General features: G+C 44.6%; 19 protein-coding genes and 4 pseudogenes. 5 read left to right on the top strand and 18 right to left on the bottom strand.

What is annotated here, in order from left to right; genetic code table 11:
- Positions 1 to 6 precede the first annotated feature (6 nt).
- The gene (locus RS130_RS20630; protein WP_316028113.1) at positions 7 to 1,128 is read right to left on the bottom strand and encodes an undecaprenyl-phosphate glucose phosphotransferase; all 1,122 of its coding nucleotides are present in this window, start codon (positions 1,126 to 1,128) and stop codon (positions 7 to 9) included.
- 1,814 nt (positions 1,129 to 2,942) lie between these two features.
- Here RS130_RS20630 and RS130_RS20625 point away from each other — a divergent pair.
- Positions 2,943 to 3,230 carry a GIY-YIG nuclease family protein gene (locus RS130_RS20625; RefSeq protein ID WP_316027486.1) on the top strand — a complete coding sequence of 96 codons (288 nt, stop codon included), beginning with the start codon at positions 2,943 to 2,945 and terminating at the stop codon, positions 3,228 to 3,230.
- A 440-nt stretch (positions 3,231 to 3,670) separates the two neighbouring features.
- Here the strand turns inward: RS130_RS20625 and RS130_RS20620 are convergent, their stop codons facing one another.
- Genes RS130_RS20620 through RS130_RS20610 form a run of 3 tightly spaced genes read right to left on the bottom strand, consistent with a single transcriptional unit; the run spans position 3,671 to position 4,996 of the window.
- The gene (locus RS130_RS20620; RefSeq protein ID WP_316027485.1) at positions 3,671 to 4,024 is read right to left on the bottom strand and encodes an aminotransferase class I/II-fold pyridoxal phosphate-dependent enzyme; all 354 of its coding nucleotides are present in this window, start codon (positions 4,022 to 4,024) and stop codon (positions 3,671 to 3,673) included.
- 14 nt (positions 4,025 to 4,038) lie between these two features.
- Positions 4,039 to 4,716, bottom strand: a complete 678-nt coding sequence (locus RS130_RS20615; protein ID WP_316027484.1) for an aminotransferase class I/II-fold pyridoxal phosphate-dependent enzyme — start codon at positions 4,714 to 4,716, stop codon at positions 4,039 to 4,041.
- Positions 4,703 to 4,996 (bottom strand): cobalamin biosynthesis protein, encoded by a 294-nt coding sequence (locus tag RS130_RS20610; protein WP_316027483.1) that lies wholly within the window; start codon positions 4,994 to 4,996, stop codon positions 4,703 to 4,705. Before RS130_RS20610 ends, RS130_RS20615 begins: the two co-directional genes overlap by 14 nt.
- A 182-nt stretch (positions 4,997 to 5,178) precedes the next feature.
- On the opposite strand from RS130_RS20610, the gene RS130_RS20605 reads away from it, so the two are divergent.
- Positions 5,179 to 5,346: a hypothetical protein gene (locus RS130_RS20605; RefSeq protein ID WP_316027482.1), complete on the top strand. Its 168-nt coding sequence runs from the start codon at positions 5,179 to 5,181 to the stop codon at positions 5,344 to 5,346.
- Between the two features lie 277 nt (positions 5,347 to 5,623).
- Here the strand turns inward: RS130_RS20605 and RS130_RS20600 are convergent, their stop codons facing one another.
- The 14 genes and pseudogenes from RS130_RS20600 to RS130_RS20535 all read right to left on the bottom strand — a co-directional run bounded on the left by RS130_RS20600 (position 5,624) and on the right by RS130_RS20535 (position 17,499).
- A complete protein-coding gene (locus RS130_RS20600; protein ID WP_316027481.1) occupies positions 5,624 to 6,283 on the bottom strand; it encodes a CobD/CbiB family cobalamin biosynthesis protein in 660 nt (219 codons plus the stop codon).
- A 45-nt stretch (positions 6,284 to 6,328) separates the two neighbouring features.
- Positions 6,329 to 6,937 (bottom strand): histidine phosphatase family protein, encoded by a 609-nt coding sequence (locus tag RS130_RS20595; RefSeq protein WP_316028112.1) that lies wholly within the window; start codon positions 6,935 to 6,937, stop codon positions 6,329 to 6,331.
- 217 nt (positions 6,938 to 7,154) lie between these two features.
- Positions 7,155 to 7,433, bottom strand: a pseudogene (locus tag RS130_RS24095) (cobalamin-binding protein); the annotation flags it as partial.
- Positions 7,423 to 7,869, bottom strand: a complete 447-nt coding sequence (locus RS130_RS20585; RefSeq protein WP_316027480.1) for an ABC transporter substrate-binding protein — start codon at positions 7,867 to 7,869, stop codon at positions 7,423 to 7,425. The pseudogene RS130_RS24095 and the gene RS130_RS20585, both read right to left, overlap by 11 nt.
- Entirely contained in the window at positions 7,869 to 8,483 is a 615-nt protein-coding gene (cobO, locus tag RS130_RS20580; RefSeq protein WP_316027479.1) for a cob(I)yrinic acid a,c-diamide adenosyltransferase, read from the bottom strand. Before cobO ends, RS130_RS20585 begins: the two co-directional genes overlap by 1 nt.
- A pseudogene (locus RS130_RS20575) lies at positions 8,480 to 9,969 on the bottom strand (cobyric acid synthase). The gene cobO and the pseudogene RS130_RS20575 overlap by 4 nt, the downstream one beginning before the upstream one ends.
- A 76-nt stretch (positions 9,970 to 10,045) precedes the next feature.
- Positions 10,046 to 10,687 (bottom strand): histidine phosphatase family protein, encoded by a 642-nt coding sequence (locus tag RS130_RS20570; RefSeq protein WP_316027478.1) that lies wholly within the window; start codon positions 10,685 to 10,687, stop codon positions 10,046 to 10,048.
- Entirely contained in the window at positions 10,688 to 11,212 is a 525-nt protein-coding gene (cobU, locus tag RS130_RS20565; protein WP_316027477.1) for a bifunctional adenosylcobinamide kinase/adenosylcobinamide-phosphate guanylyltransferase, read from the bottom strand.
- Positions 11,209 to 12,024: an adenosylcobinamide-GDP ribazoletransferase gene (cobS, locus tag RS130_RS20560; protein ID WP_316027476.1), complete on the bottom strand. Its 816-nt coding sequence runs from the start codon at positions 12,022 to 12,024 to the stop codon at positions 11,209 to 11,211. The genes cobU and cobS overlap by 4 nt, the downstream gene beginning before the upstream one ends.
- A 54-nt stretch (positions 12,025 to 12,078) precedes the next feature.
- Positions 12,079 to 12,969: a nicotinate-nucleotide--dimethylbenzimidazole phosphoribosyltransferase gene (gene cobT / locus RS130_RS20555; RefSeq protein WP_316028111.1), complete on the bottom strand. Its 891-nt coding sequence runs from the start codon at positions 12,967 to 12,969 to the stop codon at positions 12,079 to 12,081.
- 19 nt (positions 12,970 to 12,988) lie between these two features.
- Positions 12,989 to 13,168, bottom strand: coding sequence for a nicotinate-nucleotide--dimethylbenzimidazole phosphoribosyltransferase (locus tag RS130_RS20550; protein ID WP_316027475.1), 180 nt, complete (start codon positions 13,166 to 13,168; stop codon positions 12,989 to 12,991).
- An 8-nt stretch (positions 13,169 to 13,176) separates the two neighbouring features.
- Positions 13,177 to 14,214 carry a FecCD family ABC transporter permease gene (locus RS130_RS20545; RefSeq protein ID WP_316027474.1) on the bottom strand — a complete coding sequence of 346 codons (1,038 nt, stop codon included), beginning with the start codon at positions 14,212 to 14,214 and terminating at the stop codon, positions 13,177 to 13,179.
- Positions 14,211 to 15,053, bottom strand: a complete 843-nt coding sequence (locus RS130_RS20540) for an ABC transporter ATP-binding protein (protein WP_316027473.1) — start codon at positions 15,051 to 15,053, stop codon at positions 14,211 to 14,213. Before RS130_RS20540 ends, RS130_RS20545 begins: the two co-directional genes overlap by 4 nt.
- An 827-nt stretch (positions 15,054 to 15,880) precedes the next feature.
- A pseudogene (locus tag RS130_RS20535) lies at positions 15,881 to 17,499 on the bottom strand (alpha-glucosidase).
- Between the two features lie 329 nt (positions 17,500 to 17,828).
- Between RS130_RS20535 and RS130_RS20530 the strand changes: the two are divergent.
- From RS130_RS20530 to RS130_RS20520, 3 genes and pseudogenes are all read left to right on the top strand, one after another.
- Positions 17,829 to 19,316, top strand: a pseudogene (locus RS130_RS20530) (MFS transporter).
- A gap of 13 nt (positions 19,317 to 19,329) precedes the next feature.
- Positions 19,330 to 19,728 (top strand): alpha-amylase family glycosyl hydrolase, encoded by a 399-nt coding sequence (locus RS130_RS20525; protein WP_316027472.1) that lies wholly within the window; start codon positions 19,330 to 19,332, stop codon positions 19,726 to 19,728.
- Complete coding sequence (locus RS130_RS20520; protein WP_316027471.1) at positions 19,671 to 21,011, top strand: alpha-amylase family glycosyl hydrolase; 1,341 nt, start codon at positions 19,671 to 19,673, stop codon at positions 21,009 to 21,011. The genes RS130_RS20525 and RS130_RS20520 overlap by 58 nt, the downstream gene beginning before the upstream one ends.
- Positions 21,012 to 21,554: the final 543 nt, after the last annotated feature.

Genomic DNA, 21,554 nt, shown 5'->3' with positions numbered 1-21,554 from the left:
TTTAAATTAGTACGCGTTCTTATCATTAAAACTTCTAAATATTGTAAATAAAACTATCTTAAAATCTAACCACAACGACCAGTTACGTATGTATTCTAGGTCGAGCTCAATACGGGCTTTCATTTTTTCGACGGTTTCTGTTTCACCTCGGGCACCATTGACTTGTGCCCAGCCGGTGATGCCCGGTTTTACTTTGTGACGCAACATGTAGTAGTCCACCAATTTTCGGTACTCTTCATTGTGGGCCACAGCATGGGGACGTGGGCCAATTACCGACATGTCACCTTTTAGTACATTAATAAATTGCGGTAGTTCGTCTAACGAGGTGCGGCGTAAAAAGGCACCTACTTTTGTAATACGGGCGTCACCTTTAGTGGCTTGTGTAACTACATCACTATTTTCAGTAACCGTCATTGAGCGGAATTTCCACATGCGAATTTTTCGTCCATTTAAGCCATACCTATCTTGCTTAAAGATAACGGGTCCTTTTGATGTGAACTTTACCGCCATCGCAATAAATAACATTGGGATCGCGATGATCATAAAAATTGCGCTGGCTAGAATTAAATCTTCTAACCGTTTTAGTACGGCAAGCCCGCCTTTCATTGGATTGTCGTAAACACTTATGGTTTGTATGTTGCCCACATGGGACATTTCTCCATGCATAAGGCAATACATAAATAAGTCTGGCACTACGTGAACGGTAGCTGTTGAATCACCTAATGCATACAGCACTTCTTGAATGCGTACTTTTGCTTGTATAGGTAAGGTGATGTAAACCACATCATATTTTTGGTTTTTCACGTTTTCAATACCTTCAGCGGTATTGCCCTTTAAATAATGATGGTAGTTCTCGTCTAATCTGCTTTTGTCTCGGTCATCATAAAAAGAACTCAGGCGGTAGCCCGTTTCAGGGTTGTTTATCACCTCTTTGGCCAAGCGAATCCCTTTTTCTGACAAACCAAAAATAGCAATGTTACGGGTGTTGTAGCCTTTACGACGCATATTCCATAAAAACAATTGAAACAAATAACGCCAACCTAATAACGAAACAATACTTAAAACCATCCAAATAACAAGAGCTACACGGGAATAGTCGTCGGTGGTTTTTGAGATAAATAAATAAATGAGGACAAATAAACCAGAAAAGATACAGCTGATAATAGTGTAAAAAATAATTTGATTAAAAAACCTGCACGCTAGGATCTATAAAGGGCGAAAGATTCAGCAATAAGCGCAAAACCCACTGACCCAATAAGGGACAAAGTAAAATATTGTTGGGTATACTCCAATGAGTAAATAAGCACACTGCAATACAGTAGAGTCTGAATTAGCACTATGTCTGCAAGTCGGTAACACGCGGCAAATTTATTAGTATTATTTTTTACCGATCCATTAGTTTGAGAATTCAATGTCGTTACTTCCTAATTAAAAAAGCTTGGTGTATGGCGCTATTATGGTGTTGAGACCTAATAAATACCATCAGTCATTATAAATTAAATTTAAGCAATAAATGAACCATCTCTATGCTGTTTTTTAACTCATTGTAAATATTGGTTATTTTTATTCAGTATTTTACTTAGCGGGTTCTAGGTCTAATCTGTTGATTTAAGTTGTAAAATATATAGACACTTTCTCTTATTGTTGTTTTTAATTGTCATTTAGTTTCTTTTTTAATTTTTATAAAGTATTGATATATCGAAAGAATATTCATTTAAAGTATTTTATTGCTTGGTTGTTGGTGTTTGTCAATAAAATGTTAATTATGTGGTTGTTTTGTTGCTATTGTGTGAGTGTGTAGTGGTGCGAAAACAGCGGGACGAACGTTATCAAAAATTCCTCAATGATTTACGACTGAGAACACTATGACTGCCGTCAAAGAATCACCATGCTATAGCGTCAACCACCTATTCAAACGACTTGATTAAGCGCATGTAAATTTTAGCAAAATGGCGACTTACCACTCCCGTCATTCCGGTGCTTCCCCCTTCGTCATTCCGGTAGTGTTTTGAGCCGGAATCGGTTTTGTTTTGGCTTTGGTCATGACTGTCACTTATTCGGTACTGTGGATTCCTGCTAAAAGCATGCAGGAATGACGGTGTCGGGGGCATACAGGTGGTGCTCTACTCTCGTCATTCCGGTAGTCTGTTGAGCCGGAATCGGTTTTGTTTTGGCTTTGGTCATGACTGTCACTTATTCGGTACTGTGGATTCCTGCTAAAAGCATGCAGGAATGACGGTGTTGGGGGCAGGCATGACGGGGCTGGTTTTTGGATTCCTGCTAACGGCATGCAGGAATGACGGTGTTGGGGGCAGGCATGACGGTGTTGGGGGCAGGCATGACGGTGTTGGGGGCAGGCATGACGGTGTTGGGGGCAGGCATGAGGTAACTTACTCCCGTCATTCCGGTAGTCTTTTAAGCCGGAATCGGTTTCGTTTTGGCTTTGGTCATGACTGTTGCTTATTCGGCACTGTGGATTCCTGCTAAAAGCATGCAGGAATGACGGTGTCGGGGGCATACAGGTGGTGCTCTACTCTCGTCATTCCGGTAGTCTTTTGAGCCGGAATCGGTGTCCCTCTATTCCCGTCATTCCGGTGGTCTTTTAAGCCGGAATCGGTTTTGTTTTGGCTTTGGTCACTGCTGTCACTTATTCGGCACTGTGGATTCCTGCTTAAAGCATGCAGGAATGACGGTGTTGGGGGCAGGCATGACGCTACTCACCTTCGTCATTCCGGTGGTTCCTGCTAACAGCATGCAGGAATGACGGTGTTGGGGGCAGGCATGACGCTACTCACCTTCGTCATTCCGGTGGTTCCTGCTAACAACATGCAGGAATGACGTATGAGCCGGAATCGGTTTGGTTAATGCGGTTTTTTAAACAGGACTAGATTTATTGCAGTTACCGAATACGCTTACTTTATAGTTAACGTTAAAGGATTATTATGAAACAGCCTGTGACCTACATACTTGCTAATCATAAATGTGGCACTTTATACATAGGTGTAACTAGTGATTTGGTTAAACGAATTTGGCAACACAAGAACGATTTAGTTGAAGGGTTCTGTAAAAAATATGCAGTGCATATTTTAGTGTATTTCGAGCAACACGGCGATATGAATGCAGCTATCGTCAGAGAAAAGCAGTTGAAAAAATGGAAACGTGATTGGAAGCTCCAGCTTATTGAAAAAAGCAATCCCAATTGGATTGACTTGTACCACACCATTTTATAGTGACGTTAATCACCTTCGTCATTCCGGTAGTCTGTTGAGCCTTCGTCATTCCGGTGCTTCCCCCTTCGTCATTCCGGTAGTGTTTTGAGCCGGAATCGGTTTTGTTTTGGCTTTGGTCATGACTGTCACTTATTCGGTACTGTGGATTCCTGCTAACAACATGCAGGAATGACGTATGAGCCGGAATCGGTGTCCCTCTATTCCCGTCATTCCGGTGGTCTTTTGAACCGGAATCGGTTTTGTTTTGGCTTTGGTCACTGCTGTCACTTATTCGGCACTGTGGATTCCTGCTAAAAGCATGCAGGAATGACGGTGTTGGGGGTAGGCATGACGTTGGGGTGTAATGCAGGTGTCGCTCTAATCCCGTCATTCCGGTGGTTCCTGCTAACAGCATGCAGGAATGACGGTGTTGTGGGTAGGGGTGACGTTACTCACCTTCGTCATTCCGGTAGTGTTTTGAGCCGGAATCGGATTGTCTTTAGGGCTTTTTCTAGTCTTTTGAATTGTTCTGTTGTGGGGATGCCGAATCTTAGGGCGTTTTGTTCGTCACATAAACGTACGTAAATCCCTTGTTGGCATAGTTGCTGGAATATTTCTGGTGCTTGGTTGTGTTGTATGGTTTGAAATAAAATGGTGCCGGTGGGTGGTGTTTTGAATGTATTTTCAAGTAACGCTGCTAACTTTGAGCTGAGTTTTTGTAAACTGTCTCTTTGCTGTTTTTGCCAAGCGGTGTCCTGCAGGGCTTGTTCGCCTATGTATTGTGCTGGGCCGCTGACGCTCCATGGGCCTAGCAATTGGCTGGCATGCTCTAGCCAAGAGGGGCGGCGGCCAAAAATCCTAAACGTAACCCGGCTAAACCAAAAAATTTGCCCATGGAGCGCAGAATCATTAGTTGTGGGTCGCCACTGTGTTGAATAAACGAGTGTTCGGGGCTGCCGTCCATGAAGGCTTCGTCGATGACTAACATTGCTCCCACCTTTTTGATTTTTTCAAATAAGTGGCCAATTTGTGTAGTGGTGTAGCGTGTTCCTGTTGGGTTATTGGGGTTGATAACTACCACAAGGTCCTGTGCTGTGAGTGCGTTTAATTGTGCGATGTCTTGATAGAGGCATACTTTGGCGCAACTGTTGGCCCAGGCTTTTTTATGCTCTTGATAACCTATTGCTGGAATGAATGCGCGATTGACTGTTTTGTTTTGGCTGGTCATTAATTCTGGCAAAAGTTGGATCATGGATTGGCTGCCACTGATCGGCATTAGGTTTTGCCCTTGATAATATTGCTGTGCTGCGCGGATTAAGGCGTTGCTTTTTTCTGGTAGTCGTCGCCAAGTAGCCTCTGGTATCTGAGGTACTGGGTAGCTCGTGGGAGCGATGCCAGTGGAAAGATCTAACCAGTTTGCAATGGGGATATCATATTGCTGGGCAATATGTGTTAGCTGTCCACACCGTGTGTTAAGTTGCCTGTCATGTATTTTACAACTCCGCAATTTGAGTGATGACGCCAATCAGTAAAATAATAGCGACAAAGGTATAGGCACTTCGTTTGACTAACTTAATACTGTTGGGTATGTCCTTAGCGGTAACTTGTACGCCTTTCCCTAATATGACACTGGTAGTTCTTTGCCCGTGGTAATAGGAGGTGCCACCTAAACGAATGCCCAGTGTTTGTGCGCCAGCCGACATACACATGCCACCATTTTTACTTTTGTACTGGCTGCTTTGTTGCCATGCAAGATAACAAGCACTGAAAAAATCACCTCGAAACACACTGGAATGCAGGTGTTTTATACTCTCGTCATTCCGGTGTTTCGTGCCTTCGTCATGCAGGTGCTTCCCCCTTCGTCATTCTGGTAATATTTTAAGCCGGAGATCGGTTTTGTTTTGGCTTTGGTCATGACTGTCACTTATTCGGCACTGTGGATTCCTGCTAACGGCATGCAGGAATGACGGTGTTGGGGGCAGGAATGACGGTGTTGGGGGCAGGCATGACGGTGTTGGGGGCAGGCATGACGGTGTTGGGGGCAGGCATGACGGTGTTGGGGGCAGGCATGACGTGGGGGTGTCATTCTGGTAATATTTTAAGCCGAGATCGGTTTTTGTTTTGGCTTTGGTCATGACTGTCACTTATTCGGTACTGTGGATTCCTGCTAACAGCATGCAGGAATGACGGTGTTGGGGGCAGGCATGACGTGGGGGTGTCATGCAGGAATGACGGGGCTGGTTTTTGGATTCCTGCTAACGGCATGCAGGAATGACGGTGTTGGGGGCAGGCATGAGGTAACTTACTCCCGTCATTCCGGTGCTTCCCTTCTTCGTCATTCCGGTAGTGTTTTGAGCCGGAGATCGGTTTGGTTGTTTTTTGTCGTTGTTGCGGTGCGTTGGGTCGGCACTTTTTTAGGGTGCCAATGAATACAAAACGCTGCTTAGTATTGCGGTGAAAAATCCTAGAATGTCGTCGAACTTGGCGCTAAACCAGCCGAAGTATAAGAATCTCGGTGTTTTGTAACCCCACATTGCATCTAGGGTGTTGACCAGCCGATGGAGGATCACTAAGGGCGCTCCGCCAATTAAAAAATACACTAAACTGGCCAAAACTGCGTCATGACCATTTTCTAATACCGATTCAACTGTGGCTCTGGCCATCTCGTTCTCAGACAATTCTGACGTTTCGCGGCTGACTATGTAGCCCGTGTAGTGGCGAGCTTGAGCAAGATCACCCGCAACTAAAGGTTGGTAAATTTGCATAGCATGTTGGGCTAGGCTTTGCTGACCTATGGCTAAATACAGAATAAAGGTTTCTAGTAAGATATAAAAAATCGAAGGGGAGGCGATTAAAAAAATAAAAATGGGCAGAGGCATCACTAGGGCTAAGCAACAAAGCTGGCCTTTGAGTTTAGCTAGGTGCGAGTGTGCTTCACGATTGAAGCGAGATTCGCACCAGTTGGCTATGTTTCCAAACCCAACCAAGGGGTGGTATTTGGGAAATTCTCCAATAAGTTTATCGATACACAAAGCCGCTATCATTTGTAAGGCAATGATAAGTAAGCTATTCATTTGTGATCCTGTTTATTTGCTTTGTCTGCATTGACCTATCTTCAACTAGTATACTTTGGACGCAATTAACCCGTCCCAGACAAAGGTGTTACCAGCTTGAATTAATCTCACTGCTTGGCAATTTTTTAATTCTACGGGCGCGACCCATAAAGTTAAAAGACAATCGATTGCATCACCATGACTAATTAACATGATGTTGCGGTTGCCGTTAGTAATGGGCTGCTGGTCAGTGTTACTGACTATTTGGCGAATGGCGCTGTGCATTCTGTGCTGCACGGTTTGCGTCGACTCGCCACTTGGATTTGGTTTTAGATACACCTTTTGATAGCGGCTTTGAGTAAAGTGTTGATACTGGCTTAGCTCGGCTATCGGTTGACCTTGCCATTCACCAAAATGCCTCTCTTCTGCACCAATTAGGGGCTGAGCGATAAGTCGTAAAGCGTGGGCGCAGACTTGTGCGGTTTGCGCTGCGCGGCCCAGAGTCGAATGATAAATTTGCTGAATTTGCCAATGTTTGGCTTTTGCGGCTAATTCTTGTACTTGTTGTTGGCCTAAAGGTGACAAGCTGTTTTCCGATTGACCCTGCAGCAATCCTTGGGCATTCCACTGACTTTGGCCATGTCGACATAAATACAAATAGCGAGGATAATTCATCATAGTAGGGGTTAATTATGCTGCTTAATGCTCGCTTGAGTGCCAGCTTTGCCATTCTGTTTTTGGCTGCCTTGGTAAAACTCTCGGGCTTCATGGATTTTTGGCACATCACTTCGACTTCTTGCAGCATGCGAGAGGTCATTCTATGTACTTTGTCGGCATTTAACAAAAAGATAAAATTCTGTTTTACCGCAGGCAGGTGAGGCCATTGACTCCACTTAATTCGGTCTGGGTTTTCGCTACCATGTTGGCTGGGTTGAATGATCACTTGCGGGTTGCTCACTAACACTTGCTCAAGTCCAATGGCGGGATAGTCTTCTTTTGCATTCTCAAAGGGGTTAACTGCGCCGCATAAATTAATTTGTTGCTGTGGCCAAGCTTGGGCCGCGACCGTACGCAATGGCCGCGACCATAATTCGTAAAATAGCGTGACAGGAGCTTGGTTGGCGTAGGTTTGTTTTAGCTTATTCAGCTTGGCTAAATAATTAGCGGCCATTTCTTTGGCCTTGGTCATGGCGACCTGTGAGCTCGCCTAGCATGATTAATTCGTCGGCCACATCAGATAATTTACGAGGTTTTGAGTAAATAATCTTAAATTGATACTTTTCTAAACGGGCCAAATCGCTCATGGGGTTGCCCGTTTGTAAGACTAAAATTGAATCAGGTTTCAGTTGTAGAATTTTCTCAATTTGTAAGCTGGCATAGTTGCCTACCCGCAAAATATTTTTAGCTTGCTGCGGATAGTCGGCGTGGCTAGACGTACCAATAATCTGCTCACCGGCCCCTATCTCATACAAAGATTCTACAATATGCGGTGCAAGAGCAATAATGCGTAGTTGTTGTTTTTGTTGGTTAGTCAATGTTTGTCCGAGAGTAGACAAACTAAACATTGTGGCCGCCAACATACATAGTAGTGATTTTAGCTGGATCATTACCAATCAATTCCTTTTTGCGCTTTTATTCCGTTTTCAAACGCATGTTTAATTGGCCGTACTTCACTTACAGTGTCGGCCATTTCAACTATCGCTCGGTGACAAGCGCGGCCCGTTATCACCACATGTTGGTCTTTAGGACGAGCGGCTAGAGTGGCTAATACATCGTCTAAGTCAATATATTTGTAAGTGAGCATGTAGGTGATTTCATCTAACAACACTAAGTCGATAGTGGGATCGCTAAGCCACTGCTTGCTGTGTTGCCAAGCGGCTTGGGCGGCCTTTATGTCGGTTTCTTTGTCTTGGGTTTCCCAAGTAAATCCTGTGCCCATGACGTGAAATTGTACGCCGTTTTTTTCTAGTAAGTCCCGCTCGCCGCAGGCCTGGGTGCCTTTTACGTATTGCACCACAGCAGCCGTAAGCCCATGACCTACCGCGCGCGCGACAGTGCCAAATCCAGATGTTGATTTACCTTTGCCGTTGCCGGTAATGACTAATAATAAGCCTTTGTCTTGCTGGGCTGCGGCAATACGTTGATCCACTTTGGCTTTTTGTTCTTGCATTCGCGCTTTATGCCGTGCGTTATCTTGTTCGGTTACTTTTTTATCTGTCATATCGTATGCTCACCATGGTTGCTGATTGGGTTGAGAAAGCCCTCTATTTTTTGCCAGTCTAAATGTTGCAGGCAAGCAGCGGCTAACCGTTCTAGTTCCTGTTCTTGTTGCTGAAAATAAGTGTCGACCAGTGCGGTATTGGCTCCCGCTAGGCTAGTATTTGTTGTAACGCTGCTGGAGAGTCAAACATGCCGTGCAAGTAACTACCAGCCACTTGATTGTCGGCACTGATACAGCCGTCTGTTCCGCCGGTATCTAATTGTACAAAAGCTTGGCTGTTGGCTTCGACAGTGGTTTGTCCTACGTGAATTTGATAGCCGTTAATTTGGCAGCCAGTTGTTGCTGATTTGTCCACAGGCAACAGCAGTTTACCTTGGCTATGAGTGAGTTGCTTTTGCTCGCGTAGAACCGTGTTGATGGGCAAATAGCCTAATCCTTGAGAAGTGCCGACTTCCCCTTCCACGCTAGTGGGATCTTCAATGCTTTGCCCTAGCATTTGATAACCGCCACAAATGCCTAGTACCTTGCCGCCGTAGCGTAAATGTTTGGCTATGTCTTGCTGCCAACTAAGGGATTTGATTAAAGCTAAATCGGCTCGAACATTTTTGCTGTCAAGGCAAAATAATTAAGTCGCAAGGGGGAATAGGTGAACCTTGTCTAACAAAAGTTAAGTCCACTTGAGGATGATTTCGCAACATATCAAAGTCGGTATGGTTGCTGATCCGAGAAAATACAGGCACCGCAATACGTAGTTGAATGTCGTGCAGGTTGAGCTGCTGATTGGCTTGAATGGCGTCTTCTTCTGCCAGTTGTAAGTCCATGATAAAGGGTAAAACGCCGAGCACAGGTTTGTTGGTGCGGGCTTCGAGCCAATCTAACCCAGACTGTAACAGCGCGATATCACCTCTAAATTTGTTAATCACAAAGCCAACCACGCGATTTTGCTCTGAAGGCGATAACAGCTCTAAGGTTCCCACTAGTTGAGCAAATACCCCGCCACGGTCAATATCGGCGACAATGATCACTGGGCAGTCTACGGCTTCGGCAAACCCCATGTTGGCAATATCTCCTTGCCTAAGGTTAATTTCTGCTGGGCTACCCGCGCCCTCTACCATCACCACTTGATACTGTTTAGAGAGTTTGGCGTGAGAGTCTAATACCGCTTGCATCGCTACTTTTTTGTAGTCGTGATAGGTTTTGGCTTGCATGTGATTGACGGCTTTACCATGCACAATGACCTGTGCGCCCATATCTGAACTGGGCTTAAGTAGTATGGGGTTCATGTGTACATTGGGTGCTACGCCCGCAGCTTGTGCTTGCAATGCTTGCGCTCGGCCAATTTCGCCGCCGTCTGCGGTAACCGCGCTATTCAGTGCCATATTTTGTGGTTTAAACGGCGCGACCTGATAACCTTTTTGACAAGGCATCGACAGATCCCCGCTACCAACAAGCTCTTACCCGCGTCGGATGTGGTGCCCTGTACCATCAAAGTGGCACCTTCAACCTTTGAATTGATTGGGGGGCTTGCGTTGGCTTCTGGCTCTAAAATAGATTGCCTTGGTTTAGTTGTCATTGTCTGTTCCAAAGTCGGCGGGCAGTCCAATAAAATTGACAATGGGCTGCGCCCCTTCAAAAGCGGGAATAGTGATGCGGGTTAAACTCGCGTACCCAATATTTAATTGCGAGTACCACTGACCATCTTGCCAGTCGACGGGGAGTAAGTGGGCCAGTATTTGTCGTATTACACCACCATGACAAACTACTAGACTATATTGCTCGGCATATTGCGCAATAAGGGTGTGCCATGCGCTGATCACTCTGGTGTGGAAGGTGTGTAATGACTCTCCCTGAGGCGGTGTGTTAGCGCTAGGATCTTGCCAAAACGACGACATTAACGGCCATTGTTGCGATTTATCGTCGAATTGTATGCCATCCCAAGCGCCAAAATTACACTCTTGGAAACCGGGCTCTATCATCAACGGAAGTCTGTGGTCTACTGCCATTTCCTCGGCAAATTCTTTACAACGCCTTAATGGTGAGCTGATGATATTGTCTGGAAACTCAAGCTGTTGTACTTGCCTATGCATTTGCTTTAAGCCGTACTCGCTTAGGTTAATATCGGTTCTTCCGTATAATGCGGCTGGGCCATCAACTTGGCCGTGTCTGAGTAAATCTATTTGGGTTACTTGCTTGGCGGCTGACATTTATCTGTTACCTTTTAACATCATGGGTAAGCCTGCCGCCACAAAGGTAACCTGATCGGCAGCCTTGGCAATGGCTTGATTGAGCCAGCCTGCTTGATCCACAAATTGACGTGTCACTTCACCCATAGGAATGATGCCTAAGCCCACTTCATTGGATACCAGCAGTATGTGGCATTGGCTAGTGCTTAACGCCGAGACTAGGTTATCAATCAATTTTTTGAAATCTTGCTTAGGGCGTTGATACAAATGATTGTTGAGCCACAGGGTGAGACAATCTATCAGTAAAATTGAGTCTTTTTGCTGGGCGATAAACGTGTCGAGTGCAAGTGGCACTTCTGCGAGTTGCCAGTTGCTTGGTCGTTCACTTTGATGCTGGGCAATGCGCGAGGCCATTTCGTGGTCGGTGACCGTTGCTGTGGCGACAAAGGTGACCGCTTTGCCTGTGTCTTGTTGCACTTTTTTCACTTGCTCTAGGCTGAAACTCGATTTACCAGAGCGTGCCCCGCCTAACACCAGATGTATCATTTGATGAGTCCTTGTGAGGCCCCAGAGGTGACCACGTTAGCCAATAAAACCAAGTAGATAAGCAGTTCTTGAAGCTGTTGTGCTGCGCCTAAACTGTCTCCGGTGTAACCTTGAATATGCCGATTTAACAGCGCTTTAAAAAGGTAACGCAGCGCCGTGCACGCCACAATCAAATAAATGAGTGTGCTCAAAGGTAAAGTAAGGGCCGCTGCCACACCGCTAAAAAAGACAAAACTCAATTGTTTAGAGTTGAAAGGCTTGGCCACAGGTTCACTTTTGCTGCGACTTGTTGCCCCCGGTTTTGAATGCGACACGTAGTCCATGTCTTGTACATGGCTAATCGCCATCGCTCTAGAAAATGGGTAAGCAATGCATAAGGCAAGAACAAGTTGCTGCTGTTGCGCTAGTTGCCACCACACAACAAATTTAGTAAGCAAAACCAGCACTAAGGCACAGGTGCCGTAGGTGCCTATTCGGCTGTCTTTCATAATGGCTAATTTTTGTTGTGCGCTGTGTCCGCCCCAAAAACCGTCGCAGGTGTCCGCTAAGCCGTCTTCGTGCAAAGCGCCAGTTAACAGTATACTTAAGATTAGCAACACACATAAACTTGGCAACAGGCCAATAATGGGCAGCAAAATGGCATAAAAGCCGACTAATATGCAGGCCAATAACCAGCCCACAACAGCAAAGTATTGACTGGCACGTTTCATTTTAGACGGACTATATTGAATATTTGTTGCCATGGGTAAGCGTGTAAAAAAGCTGGTGGCCAATAGCATCAAATTCCATTGATAGTAAAAATAACGTTTCACTGTGGGTTGGGTCTCCACATAGGTGTAGTTGCTGCAAAGCCAATGACACCAAGCTTATAAACTGATTTCAGCATTTTCTAAGGTCGCCATGTTGTTGTAAAATTCTGCCGCCGCTTTGATTAAAGGCGTGGCTAATGCTGCACCTGTGCCTTCACCTAAACGCAATCCTAAGTTAAGCAAAGGTTTGGCATTCAATTTTTGTAATAGCATTGAGTGAGCTTGCTCGGCCGAACAGTGCGCAAACAACATGAATTGCTGCGCATTGGAGGCTATTCTTATTGCCAATAAGGCGGCCACAGAAACCGTGAAGCCATCTACGATTATGCTTTTGCCGGCCCTTGCTGTGGCTAACATGGCTCCGACTAATTGGGCTATTTCAAAACCTCCGACTTCCAACAGGGCAAGCTCAGCAGACAGCGGGCCTTGGCCATATTTGGCTTGGACACGCTTTATTGCGCTGTCGATTAAGGCTATTTTGATATCCATTTGTTGATCGCTAATTCCGGTGCCTTTGCCAGCCGTTTCAAACGCTGGTAAATCGGTTAATACACTTAATAGTGCGGCTGCTGTGGTGGAGTTACCTATGCCCATTTCTCCAAAACCTAACAAATTAGTCCCGGCTTTTATTTGTTGTTCTGCGACTTTTGCTCCAAGGTTTATAGCTTGTTCAAGCTGCTCTTTGTTCATGGCTGCTTGCTCACTAAAATCGTGGGTACTTGGGGCTATTTTTTGCTTAATTAAATTAGCATGATCTAGGTCGGCTAACATGCCGGCATCAATAATTTTCAAGTCAATCTGTAGGCTGTTGCAAAAGCAGTTTATTGCTGCACCACCGGCCAAAAAGTTCGCCACCATTTGTGTTGTTACTTCTCGTGGCGCAATGCTGATAGGGTGTTTGGCAATGCCATGGTCGGCGGCAAAAATTAGCACGCTGGGTTTGACAATTTCTATCGCTGTTAGCTGTTTAGTCGGTTGGCTTTGTATATGGGCTAACTTGCCTGGCCACTTCTTCTAGTTGCCCCAAAGCACCAAGCGGCTTGGTTTTGTTATCTATTTTGTGCTGGATGGCCGCTAACAGGTTTGTATCCAGTGTTGGGATCTGCCAAAACGCAGCGTCTAAGGCGGTTAAATTTTGTTTGCTCATAAGATGAATTACCTTTGTTTTTGGCTCATGGCCACAAGGAAAAATAGGCTGCCGATAGCTGAGGTGATGATACCAATGGGAATTTCTTGATCGTGCAAGGCGACTCGCGCGACAACGTCAACCCATACCATAAAAGCACCGCCTAACAATACGCTACCAATAATGACCACTCGACTCGTTACTCCTAGCCAGGAGCGCACTATGTGCGGGATCATCAAACCGACAAAGCCAATGCCGCCACAATACGCCACAATGCAGGCTGTGAGCGCAGCACAAATGGCTAAAGACATGATCCGCAAGCGAGTAACTTGTACACCCAAGGTTTTGGCGTTGTCGTCGCCGAGCAACAATGCGTCCATGTGTCGACCATAAATAAGCAGCAGCAGTACGCTGCACAATACTATGGGCAATATAACCCACGCATACCACACCTCAACTCGGGCAAGGCTGCCCATTAACCAAAAAATCACTTTACTGGCGGCAAAAGGCTCGGCTAAAAATAGTAAAAAATGGCTCATGGCACTGAGCATAAAAGACACCGCGACCCCAGCTAACAACATGTGTTCGGTTTTGCTACCAAAAGTTTTCGAGGCTAAAATTTGTACCAAAAATACCGCAAATAATGCCCCCAAAAACGCCGCGAAGGGCAGGGCTAGGGTAAAGGAAAAATCGGGAATTAAATTAACGAGTCCGACTTTTTCGGCAAAGCGACTATCAAACAAAAGCGTGGCGATACTGGCACCAAGGCCTGCACCTGAAACCACACCAAACAAGTAGGGGTCGGCTAAACCATTACGAGTAATATTTTGTAATGTCGCTCCAGCGACGGCTAACCCTGCGCCCACCAAAAAACCAACAAATACTCTTGGCACCCGAATTTGCCAGAAAATGAGGTTGTTGACCGGTTTTTCGCAGGTGGCAAATACACACTGATATAGCTCTTTGGCGTTAAAATCAGCGGCCCCAAAAAATAGCGCGGCCATTGGCGATAACAGCGCCGCTAACATTAATAGGGTCCATTTTCTGCGTAATAGCACTTTATTCATGTGGGGGGCGACCATTCGGTTTGCCATGTTGCGGTTGCGCAAGTTGATGGCTGGCTATTTGAGGGGGAAAAATCAATGCGCAAAGCGTTTGGTTGTTGTGCAGCGTGGTGTTTAACCTGACAAGGAATTCTAAATACTTGCTCTAGGCGTTCGGCTTGCAGCACTTGTGACGGTGTTCCTTGTGCGACCATTTTTCCGTCATGTAACAGACAAAGTTGATCGCAGTAATTTGCCGCTAAGTTTAAGTCGTGCAAACTCATTGCAACCGTCATGTTGAATTGATGGGCTAAAGATGTCAGCAAGCTTAACACTTGATGTTGATAATAAATATCTAGATGGTTGACCGGTTCGTCGAGCACAATAAAGGCCGCTCGTTGAACGAGTGCCCTAGCAATTAAGCCCCGCTGTTGTTCGCCACCAGATAGTGAATTAAAAGTTTGATAGGTTTTCTCTGCTAAACCTACTCGGGCAATTGCATCGGCAATATGTTGGTCGTCGCGGGCGGTTTGCCGCGACAGCAGCGATTTGTGGGGTAACAATCCCATGCGCACAATTTGTTGTAAGTTAAGCGAAAAAACACTTTCGTTAAGTTGATTGACGACGGCTATTTGTTGCGCCAATTCTTGTGGGGCGTAAGTATTCAGTTGCTTATTTTGCCAACTGACACAGCCTTGGCTATCTGTTTGACCAGATAACATTTTTAATAGACTTGTTTTACCCGCGCCATTTGGTCCAAGCACTCCCATGACCTGCCCAGAATTCACCTCTAGGTTGATGTTCTTTAAAATAAATTTAGAGTCAATTTTTAGATTCAAGTCTTGGGCAATTAACGTTGTCATATCAGTTAGTTACCAAGCCAAATTGGGTAGTGTTAAGGTGCCACATAGTCGTAATAACGGTTCAACTTATGAATGGCAGGAACAGGTACATAACTTACGGGCATAGGCCTGCAGAGTGATTATGTATCCGTGTATTCCCGCACGAAAATTTAAAAGACGCGTGTATCAATAAAGAGGCTGGTATCTGACTTAGGTCAATTTGGCTATAAAAGGTCGATCGCCGAATGACTCATTACAGTTGCGGGTACAGTTCTGGAATAGTATTGGTTAAACCCATTCCATTAAATACCTATGCACTTTGAACAAACTCGCGGTTTTTAACAAGGCGACGGCGTGCAGGAATGATTGTTCCCTTTCAAATACCGTTAAGCTCGTACAAAACCCGCTGAGATGGTCCTATTGGAGAGTTTTAAAAGCACCTACGCTGTATGGCTCAAAACTAAAAAGATTACAGGCTTCTTTTTAATAACGAGTTAGTCATTCAATACGCTCATTCAAGCGCCTTGAGCATGTGCTTTTCAATTCTCACTGAGTGTACATTTATTTATTGGAGTGGCTATTAATACGACCAGATTCCCAATTAATTTACGTTTACTAGTTAATTTACCTTAACCCATGCAAACTATAAAACCTCAATAACAGCCGTGCAATATAACAAGTTAACGGGGTTTCTACGACGTTTTTTTCATTCATGTTGATAGCTTGTATCGTGATTAGTCCCTAATCACTTAGCATTGAAAGTGAGTAGGGGCTGATTTATGCGCGCGGCAGGGTAGGTTGCCTGATATTTGTGAGCTACCGCCGTATTTTTTTGTCTGTCGTTATTATTACTTTTGTTCGGCTAAAAATATGCCATGAGCGGGCAGGTTGACCACGTTAGCCGTTTGTTGGCCTTGCAAAATATCGAAGTCTAGACGCAACGGCTCGCTAGATTCGGTTAGTGTGATGCTTTGTGTTTCTGCTGATAAATTAAAGGCGAGAAACCATGTTTGGCCTTGGTAACGGCGGTAAAAACACAACACATGTGGATGCAAATCGACAAACTCTATGTCACCCAATCTAAGAATATCTTGCTTAGCACGCCAGTTAAGCCAGTTTTGGTAAAACACTAGGCTTGAGGTGGGATCATTTATTTGCACATCCACTGCTAACGATTGGTGAGATTGGCAAACGGGAGCCAAGGCTTATGTTGGCTAAACCCAGCATGTTGTTGAGTTGCGGTCCAAGGCATTGGCGTGCGACAGCCATCTCGCCCCTTAAAAGTGGGCCAAAATTCAATACCGAATGGATCTTGTAGCTCTGCATATTGGACTTCGGCTTCTTCTAAGCCTAATTCTTCGCCTTGGTAACTACAGACAGTGCCACGTAAACTGGTGACTAAAGCGGTAAACATTTTAGTTAATTGCTTTGATTGTGCGTATTCTTTACCCCAACGTGAAGCCACTCGAGCCACGTCATGATTGCTGATTGCCCAACATGGCCAGCCGTCTGTTAATTGTGCTTCTAATTGCTGAACTGTGTCGGTGATGTGTTTTACGTTAAAGTCTTCGGTCAATAATTCGAAACTATACGCCATTTGTAGCCGTTTCCCGTGGGTGTATTCGGCCATTGATTTTATTGAATCTTCAGAGCTAATTTCTCCTAATGCTGCCGTGCCGGGGTAGCGATCGAGCAATGCGCGTATTTTAAGCATAAAGTCTCGAGTTTCTGGTCGATCATTGTTGTAATAATGATACTGGTAGGCATAAGGGTTATCACTTGAAAAACCGCGGCCGTTTCGGGCTTCAACCGGTTTGGTTGGATTGTCGGTTAGAGCTTGATCGTTGAAGCAAAATGTAATGGCGTCTAATCGTAGGCCATCCACCCCTTTTTTAAGCCAATACTCGATATTGTCTAGCACTGCTTTTTGCACGTCAGGATTGAAAAAATTAAGGTCGGGTTGAGAACTTAAAAAGTTGTGCAAGAAATATTGTTGACGTCTTGAATCCCATTGCCAGCCCATACCGCCAAAAATAGATAACCAATTATTAGGCGGGGTTCCGTCAGGTTTGGGATCGGCCCACATATACCAATCGGCTTTGTCGTTGGTTTTGTCTTGTCGACTTTGTTGAAACCATGCGTGCTGGTCTGAGGTATGGCTGAGCACTTGGTCGATCATGACTTTAATGCCCAATTGGTGTGCTGTTTCTAGCAACAGATCAAAATCTTGCATATTGCCAAAAATAGGGTCAACCGCATGGTAATCGCTAATATCGTAACCAAAGTCTTTCATTGGTGACTTAAAAAATGGCGAAACCCAAATCGCATCTACCCCTAAACTTGCTATATATGGCAGTTTTTGAGTAATACCGGCTAGGTCGCCAATGCCATCTTGATTACTGTCGTAGAAAGATCGTGGATAAATTTGATAAATAACTGCGCCTTTCCACCAGGGTAAATCACTCATGTCTAACCTTAAATGAGATAGTATTCGATTGTGAGTAGGGTAGAGGATATTAGCGGTAACTTTCAATTGATTGCAATCGTATGTATTAACAGAAGTATTGGCCGGTAAAACAGCTTAAACTTAATAAATGTTTTATTTTTCAAATGCATAAGTCACTATGTGGTTGTAACGACTAAGTTAATACCGTGTTGCAAAAGGGGGCTGAATACGTATGCATAAATTTGTCAATGGGCTGGCTCGAGATATATATTGGCGCCAATGTTATTTTGCTCGGTTTGATCTTGTGTGTTAGAGCGAATGGCCTCCTTAATTTAAAATAGAGAAATGAGATGAACGAAAAACCGCAGTTGTCGTTTTGGCAAATCTGGAATATGTGTTTTGGATTTTTGGGTATTCAATTTGGTTTTGCATTGCAAAATGCCAATGTCAGTCGTATTTTCGAATCCTTAGGTGCTGAGATTGACGATATTCCTTTGCTCTGGATTGCAGCCCCTGTTACTGGGTTAGTGGTACAGCCAATTATTGGTTACATGAGCGACAACACTTGGGGACGATTAGGCCGCAGACGACCATTCTTTTTAATTGGTGCGGTACTGGCTTCTATCTCATTGATATTTATGCCGAACTCGCCATCTTTATGGATTGCTGCGGGAATGTTGTGGATTTTAGATGCCTCGATCAACATTTCGATGGGAACCTTTCAGAGCATTTGTGGGTGATAATCTTAATGAACAACAACGGCCAACCGGTTATGCCATGCAGAGCTTGTTTATTGGAATTGGTGCGGTTGTGGCGTCGTCTTTACCTTGGATGATGACCAATTGGTTTGATGTGAGTAACGAAGCGCCAGTCGGTGAAATTGCTGATTCGGTTAAGTATGCCTTTTATTGGGGGGCTTTGGTGTTACTTGTTGCGGTGGGTTGGACAACCTTTAGTAGCAAGGAATACTCGCCTGAAGAACTGGCTAGTTTTGATAACAAGCAAGAGCAAACTGCCCATGCCACGGCGATAGACAGCGTTCAGTTTTCACTACCGTCGGTGGCGTTTACCGCAATTGGATTGGCGTTCAGTTTCGCTATTTATTTAGCTGATTGGGAAAAGCAACTTTACATTTTATCCATAGGTTTAGTGTGTGTAGGCTTATGTTTTATTTTAGCCAAACGGTTGGTTTTGAATGGTAAACATGAACATGGCTTTGCTATTGTGATGCATGACTTATTGAACATGCCGAGCACTATGAAGCAGTTAGCTGTGGTGCAGTTTTTCAGTTGGTTTGCGTTATTTGCCATGTGGATTTACAGCACCTCTGGGGTCACTCGTTTTCACTTTGGTAGCCAAGTAGCAAACGATGCTGCCTACAACCAAGGTGCGGATTGGGTGGGAGTGTTGTTTGCCGCCTACAACGGGTTCGCGGCTTTAGCAGCGATATTTATTCCCAAAATGGTACAAGCATTCGGTGTGCGTATGGCCCACACTATAAATTTAGCTTTGGGAGCCGCTGGTTTTTTGAGTTTTCTGTTAATTTCAGATCCTGACTTATTGATATTTTCTATGGTCGGAGTAGGTTTTGCCTATAGGCATCTATTTTGTCTTTGCCTTATGCCATGTTATCGAATAGTTTACTTGGCCATAAGATGGGCGTATTTATGGGGATATTTAATTTCTTCATTGTTATTCCACAAATATTAGCCGCAAGTTTATTAGGTTTATTGTTGAATCTACTTGATGCAGAACCCATTACCGCTTTCGTTATTGGAGCGGCCAGTCTGGCAATGGCTGGTTTGTTTACCCTGAAAACTAAAATTAAACTTGCTTAAGAGAGCGCTAAAAATGAAACCTTTAAAATTAATGGCATTGAGCCTAGCAAGTATGGCCGTGTTATCGGCTTGTCAGTCTACTTCGATAAAACAGGTCAAAACTGGACAACCAGAGTACTACGGCACACAAGATCAATTTGCCAAAGAATCGGTCTATTTCTTGATGACTGACCGCTTTGTTGATGGTGATAAAAGCAATAACCACCTTGAGCAAGGGGGCGAACACCACACTTTTAATCGCGAAATGTTTAACCCCGCAGGTGAGCAAAATGCAAATGTGGGGTATTTGGGCGGCGACTTCAAAGGCATTGTCGATAACATTGATTATTTAACCGATATGGGGTTTTCAGCGTTGTGGATAACCCCATTGTTGATAACCCTGATTTACCTTTTAATGGTGGGGAGCCTATAAAATTTGCTGGGCAGTTTAAAGATGGCGGAAAAACGGGGTATCACGGATATTGGGGGGTGAACTTTTTTGTCGAGGATGAACATTTATACTCGGAGGGATTGCACTATAAGCAGCTTAACCTTGCGTTGAAAAATAAAGGCATCAAGCCTGTTTTAGATATTGTTTTGAATCATGGTTCTCCCGCTTATACCATGGCCACTGACCTGCCTAAGTTTGGTGAAATATATGATCGAAATGGCAAATTGGTTGCGGATCATCAGAATCTCGCCCCCAGTGAACTTGACGCCAGTAACCCTCTACATCAATTTTATAATCACAAACCTGACTTAGCACAATTGTCTGATATGAACGCCGATAATCCAGCGGTGTTGGATTATTTTGTGGAGGCTTATTTGCATTGGATTGAACAAGGCGCAGAAGCCTTTAGAATCGATACCATTCGCCATATGCCACACCAATTATGGAAACAATTCAGTGATCGCATTCGAGCAATTCACCCTGACTTCTTTATGTTTGGTGAAAGCTTTGAATATGAAGCCACAAAGGTCGCACAGCATACCTTGCCTAAAAATGGCGCAATAAGTGTATTAGACTTTCCAGGGCAACGGGCGATCACAAGCGTGTTTGAAAACCAAGATGCGAGTTACGAGGACATTCAGTCGTATTTATATTTAACTCACGGGCCTTATTATAACCCTTACGAACTGATGACCTTTTATGATAATCACGACATGGCTCGAATGAATGCCGATGACAAAGGGTTTATTAATGCCAATAACTGGTTATTTACCTCTCGCGGCATACCCGTGGTGTATTACGGATCTGAAATTGGTTTTATGCGTGGCTTGAGCGAACATGAAGGTAATCGCAATTATTACGGTCAAGAGCGAGTTGACCAAGCACCTAAACACGCTATTTATCAGAATCTTAAGCGCATTAATTTAGTCAGACAAAGTACGCCAGCGCTGCAACGTGGTTTGCAGGTTAACCTTGAATTCACTCAAGACACAGCCAGTTTTCTACGAGTGTTAGAAGATAAACAAAATACTGAAACCGCGTTGGTGTTGTTGAATAAGGCAGACACTGCTAAAACGATAGTGCTAGATAAATGGATTTCTAATGGGAAATGGCAAAGTCAATTAAGCGACCAATGGTATTCGGTCAATAACGGAAGTATCGAGGTTACGGTTCCGGCCAACGGTGTAGAAGTACTGCGCTTCGCACAAAAAAATAACAATACTAGCTTGTATCAAGAGCTAGATAAGTTGATGGCAAATAAATAGCAAACAATTAGTAAAGAAGTCGTAAGAAAAAGTAACAACCTTACCCTATTCCCACAAAAGAAAGAGGGCACTGCAGGATCCCTGCTAACGGCATGCAGGAATGACGGAGTTGGAGGCTTTTGGATTCCTGCTAACAACATGCAGGAATGACGGTGTTGGGGGCAGGCATGACGCTACTCACCTTCGTCATTCCGGTAGTGTTTTGAGCCGGAATCGGTTTTGTTTTTGTGGTTGTCACTACTGTCACTTATTCGGCCGTGTGGATTCCTGCTAACAACATGCAGGAATGACGTATGAGCCGGAATCGGTTTAGCTCTACTCTCGTCATTCCGGTGGTGTTTTGAGCCGGAGATCGGTTTAGCTCTACTCTCGTCATTCCGGTGGTCTGTTGAGCCGGAATCGGTTTCGCTCTATTCCCGTAATTCCGGTAGTCTGTTGAGCCGGGATCGGTTTTGTTTTGGTCACTGCTGTCACTTATTCGGCACTGTGGATTCCTGCTAACAGCATGCAGGAATGACGTATGAGCCGGAATCGGTGTCGCTC

It is taken from the genome of Paraglaciecola aquimarina, assembly GCF_032464635.1.
GTDB lineage: Bacteria > Pseudomonadota > Gammaproteobacteria > Enterobacterales > Alteromonadaceae > Paraglaciecola > Paraglaciecola aquimarina.
The sequence above is the reverse complement of the archived record's forward strand: the minus strand, read 5'-3'. Positions and strand labels throughout refer to the sequence as shown.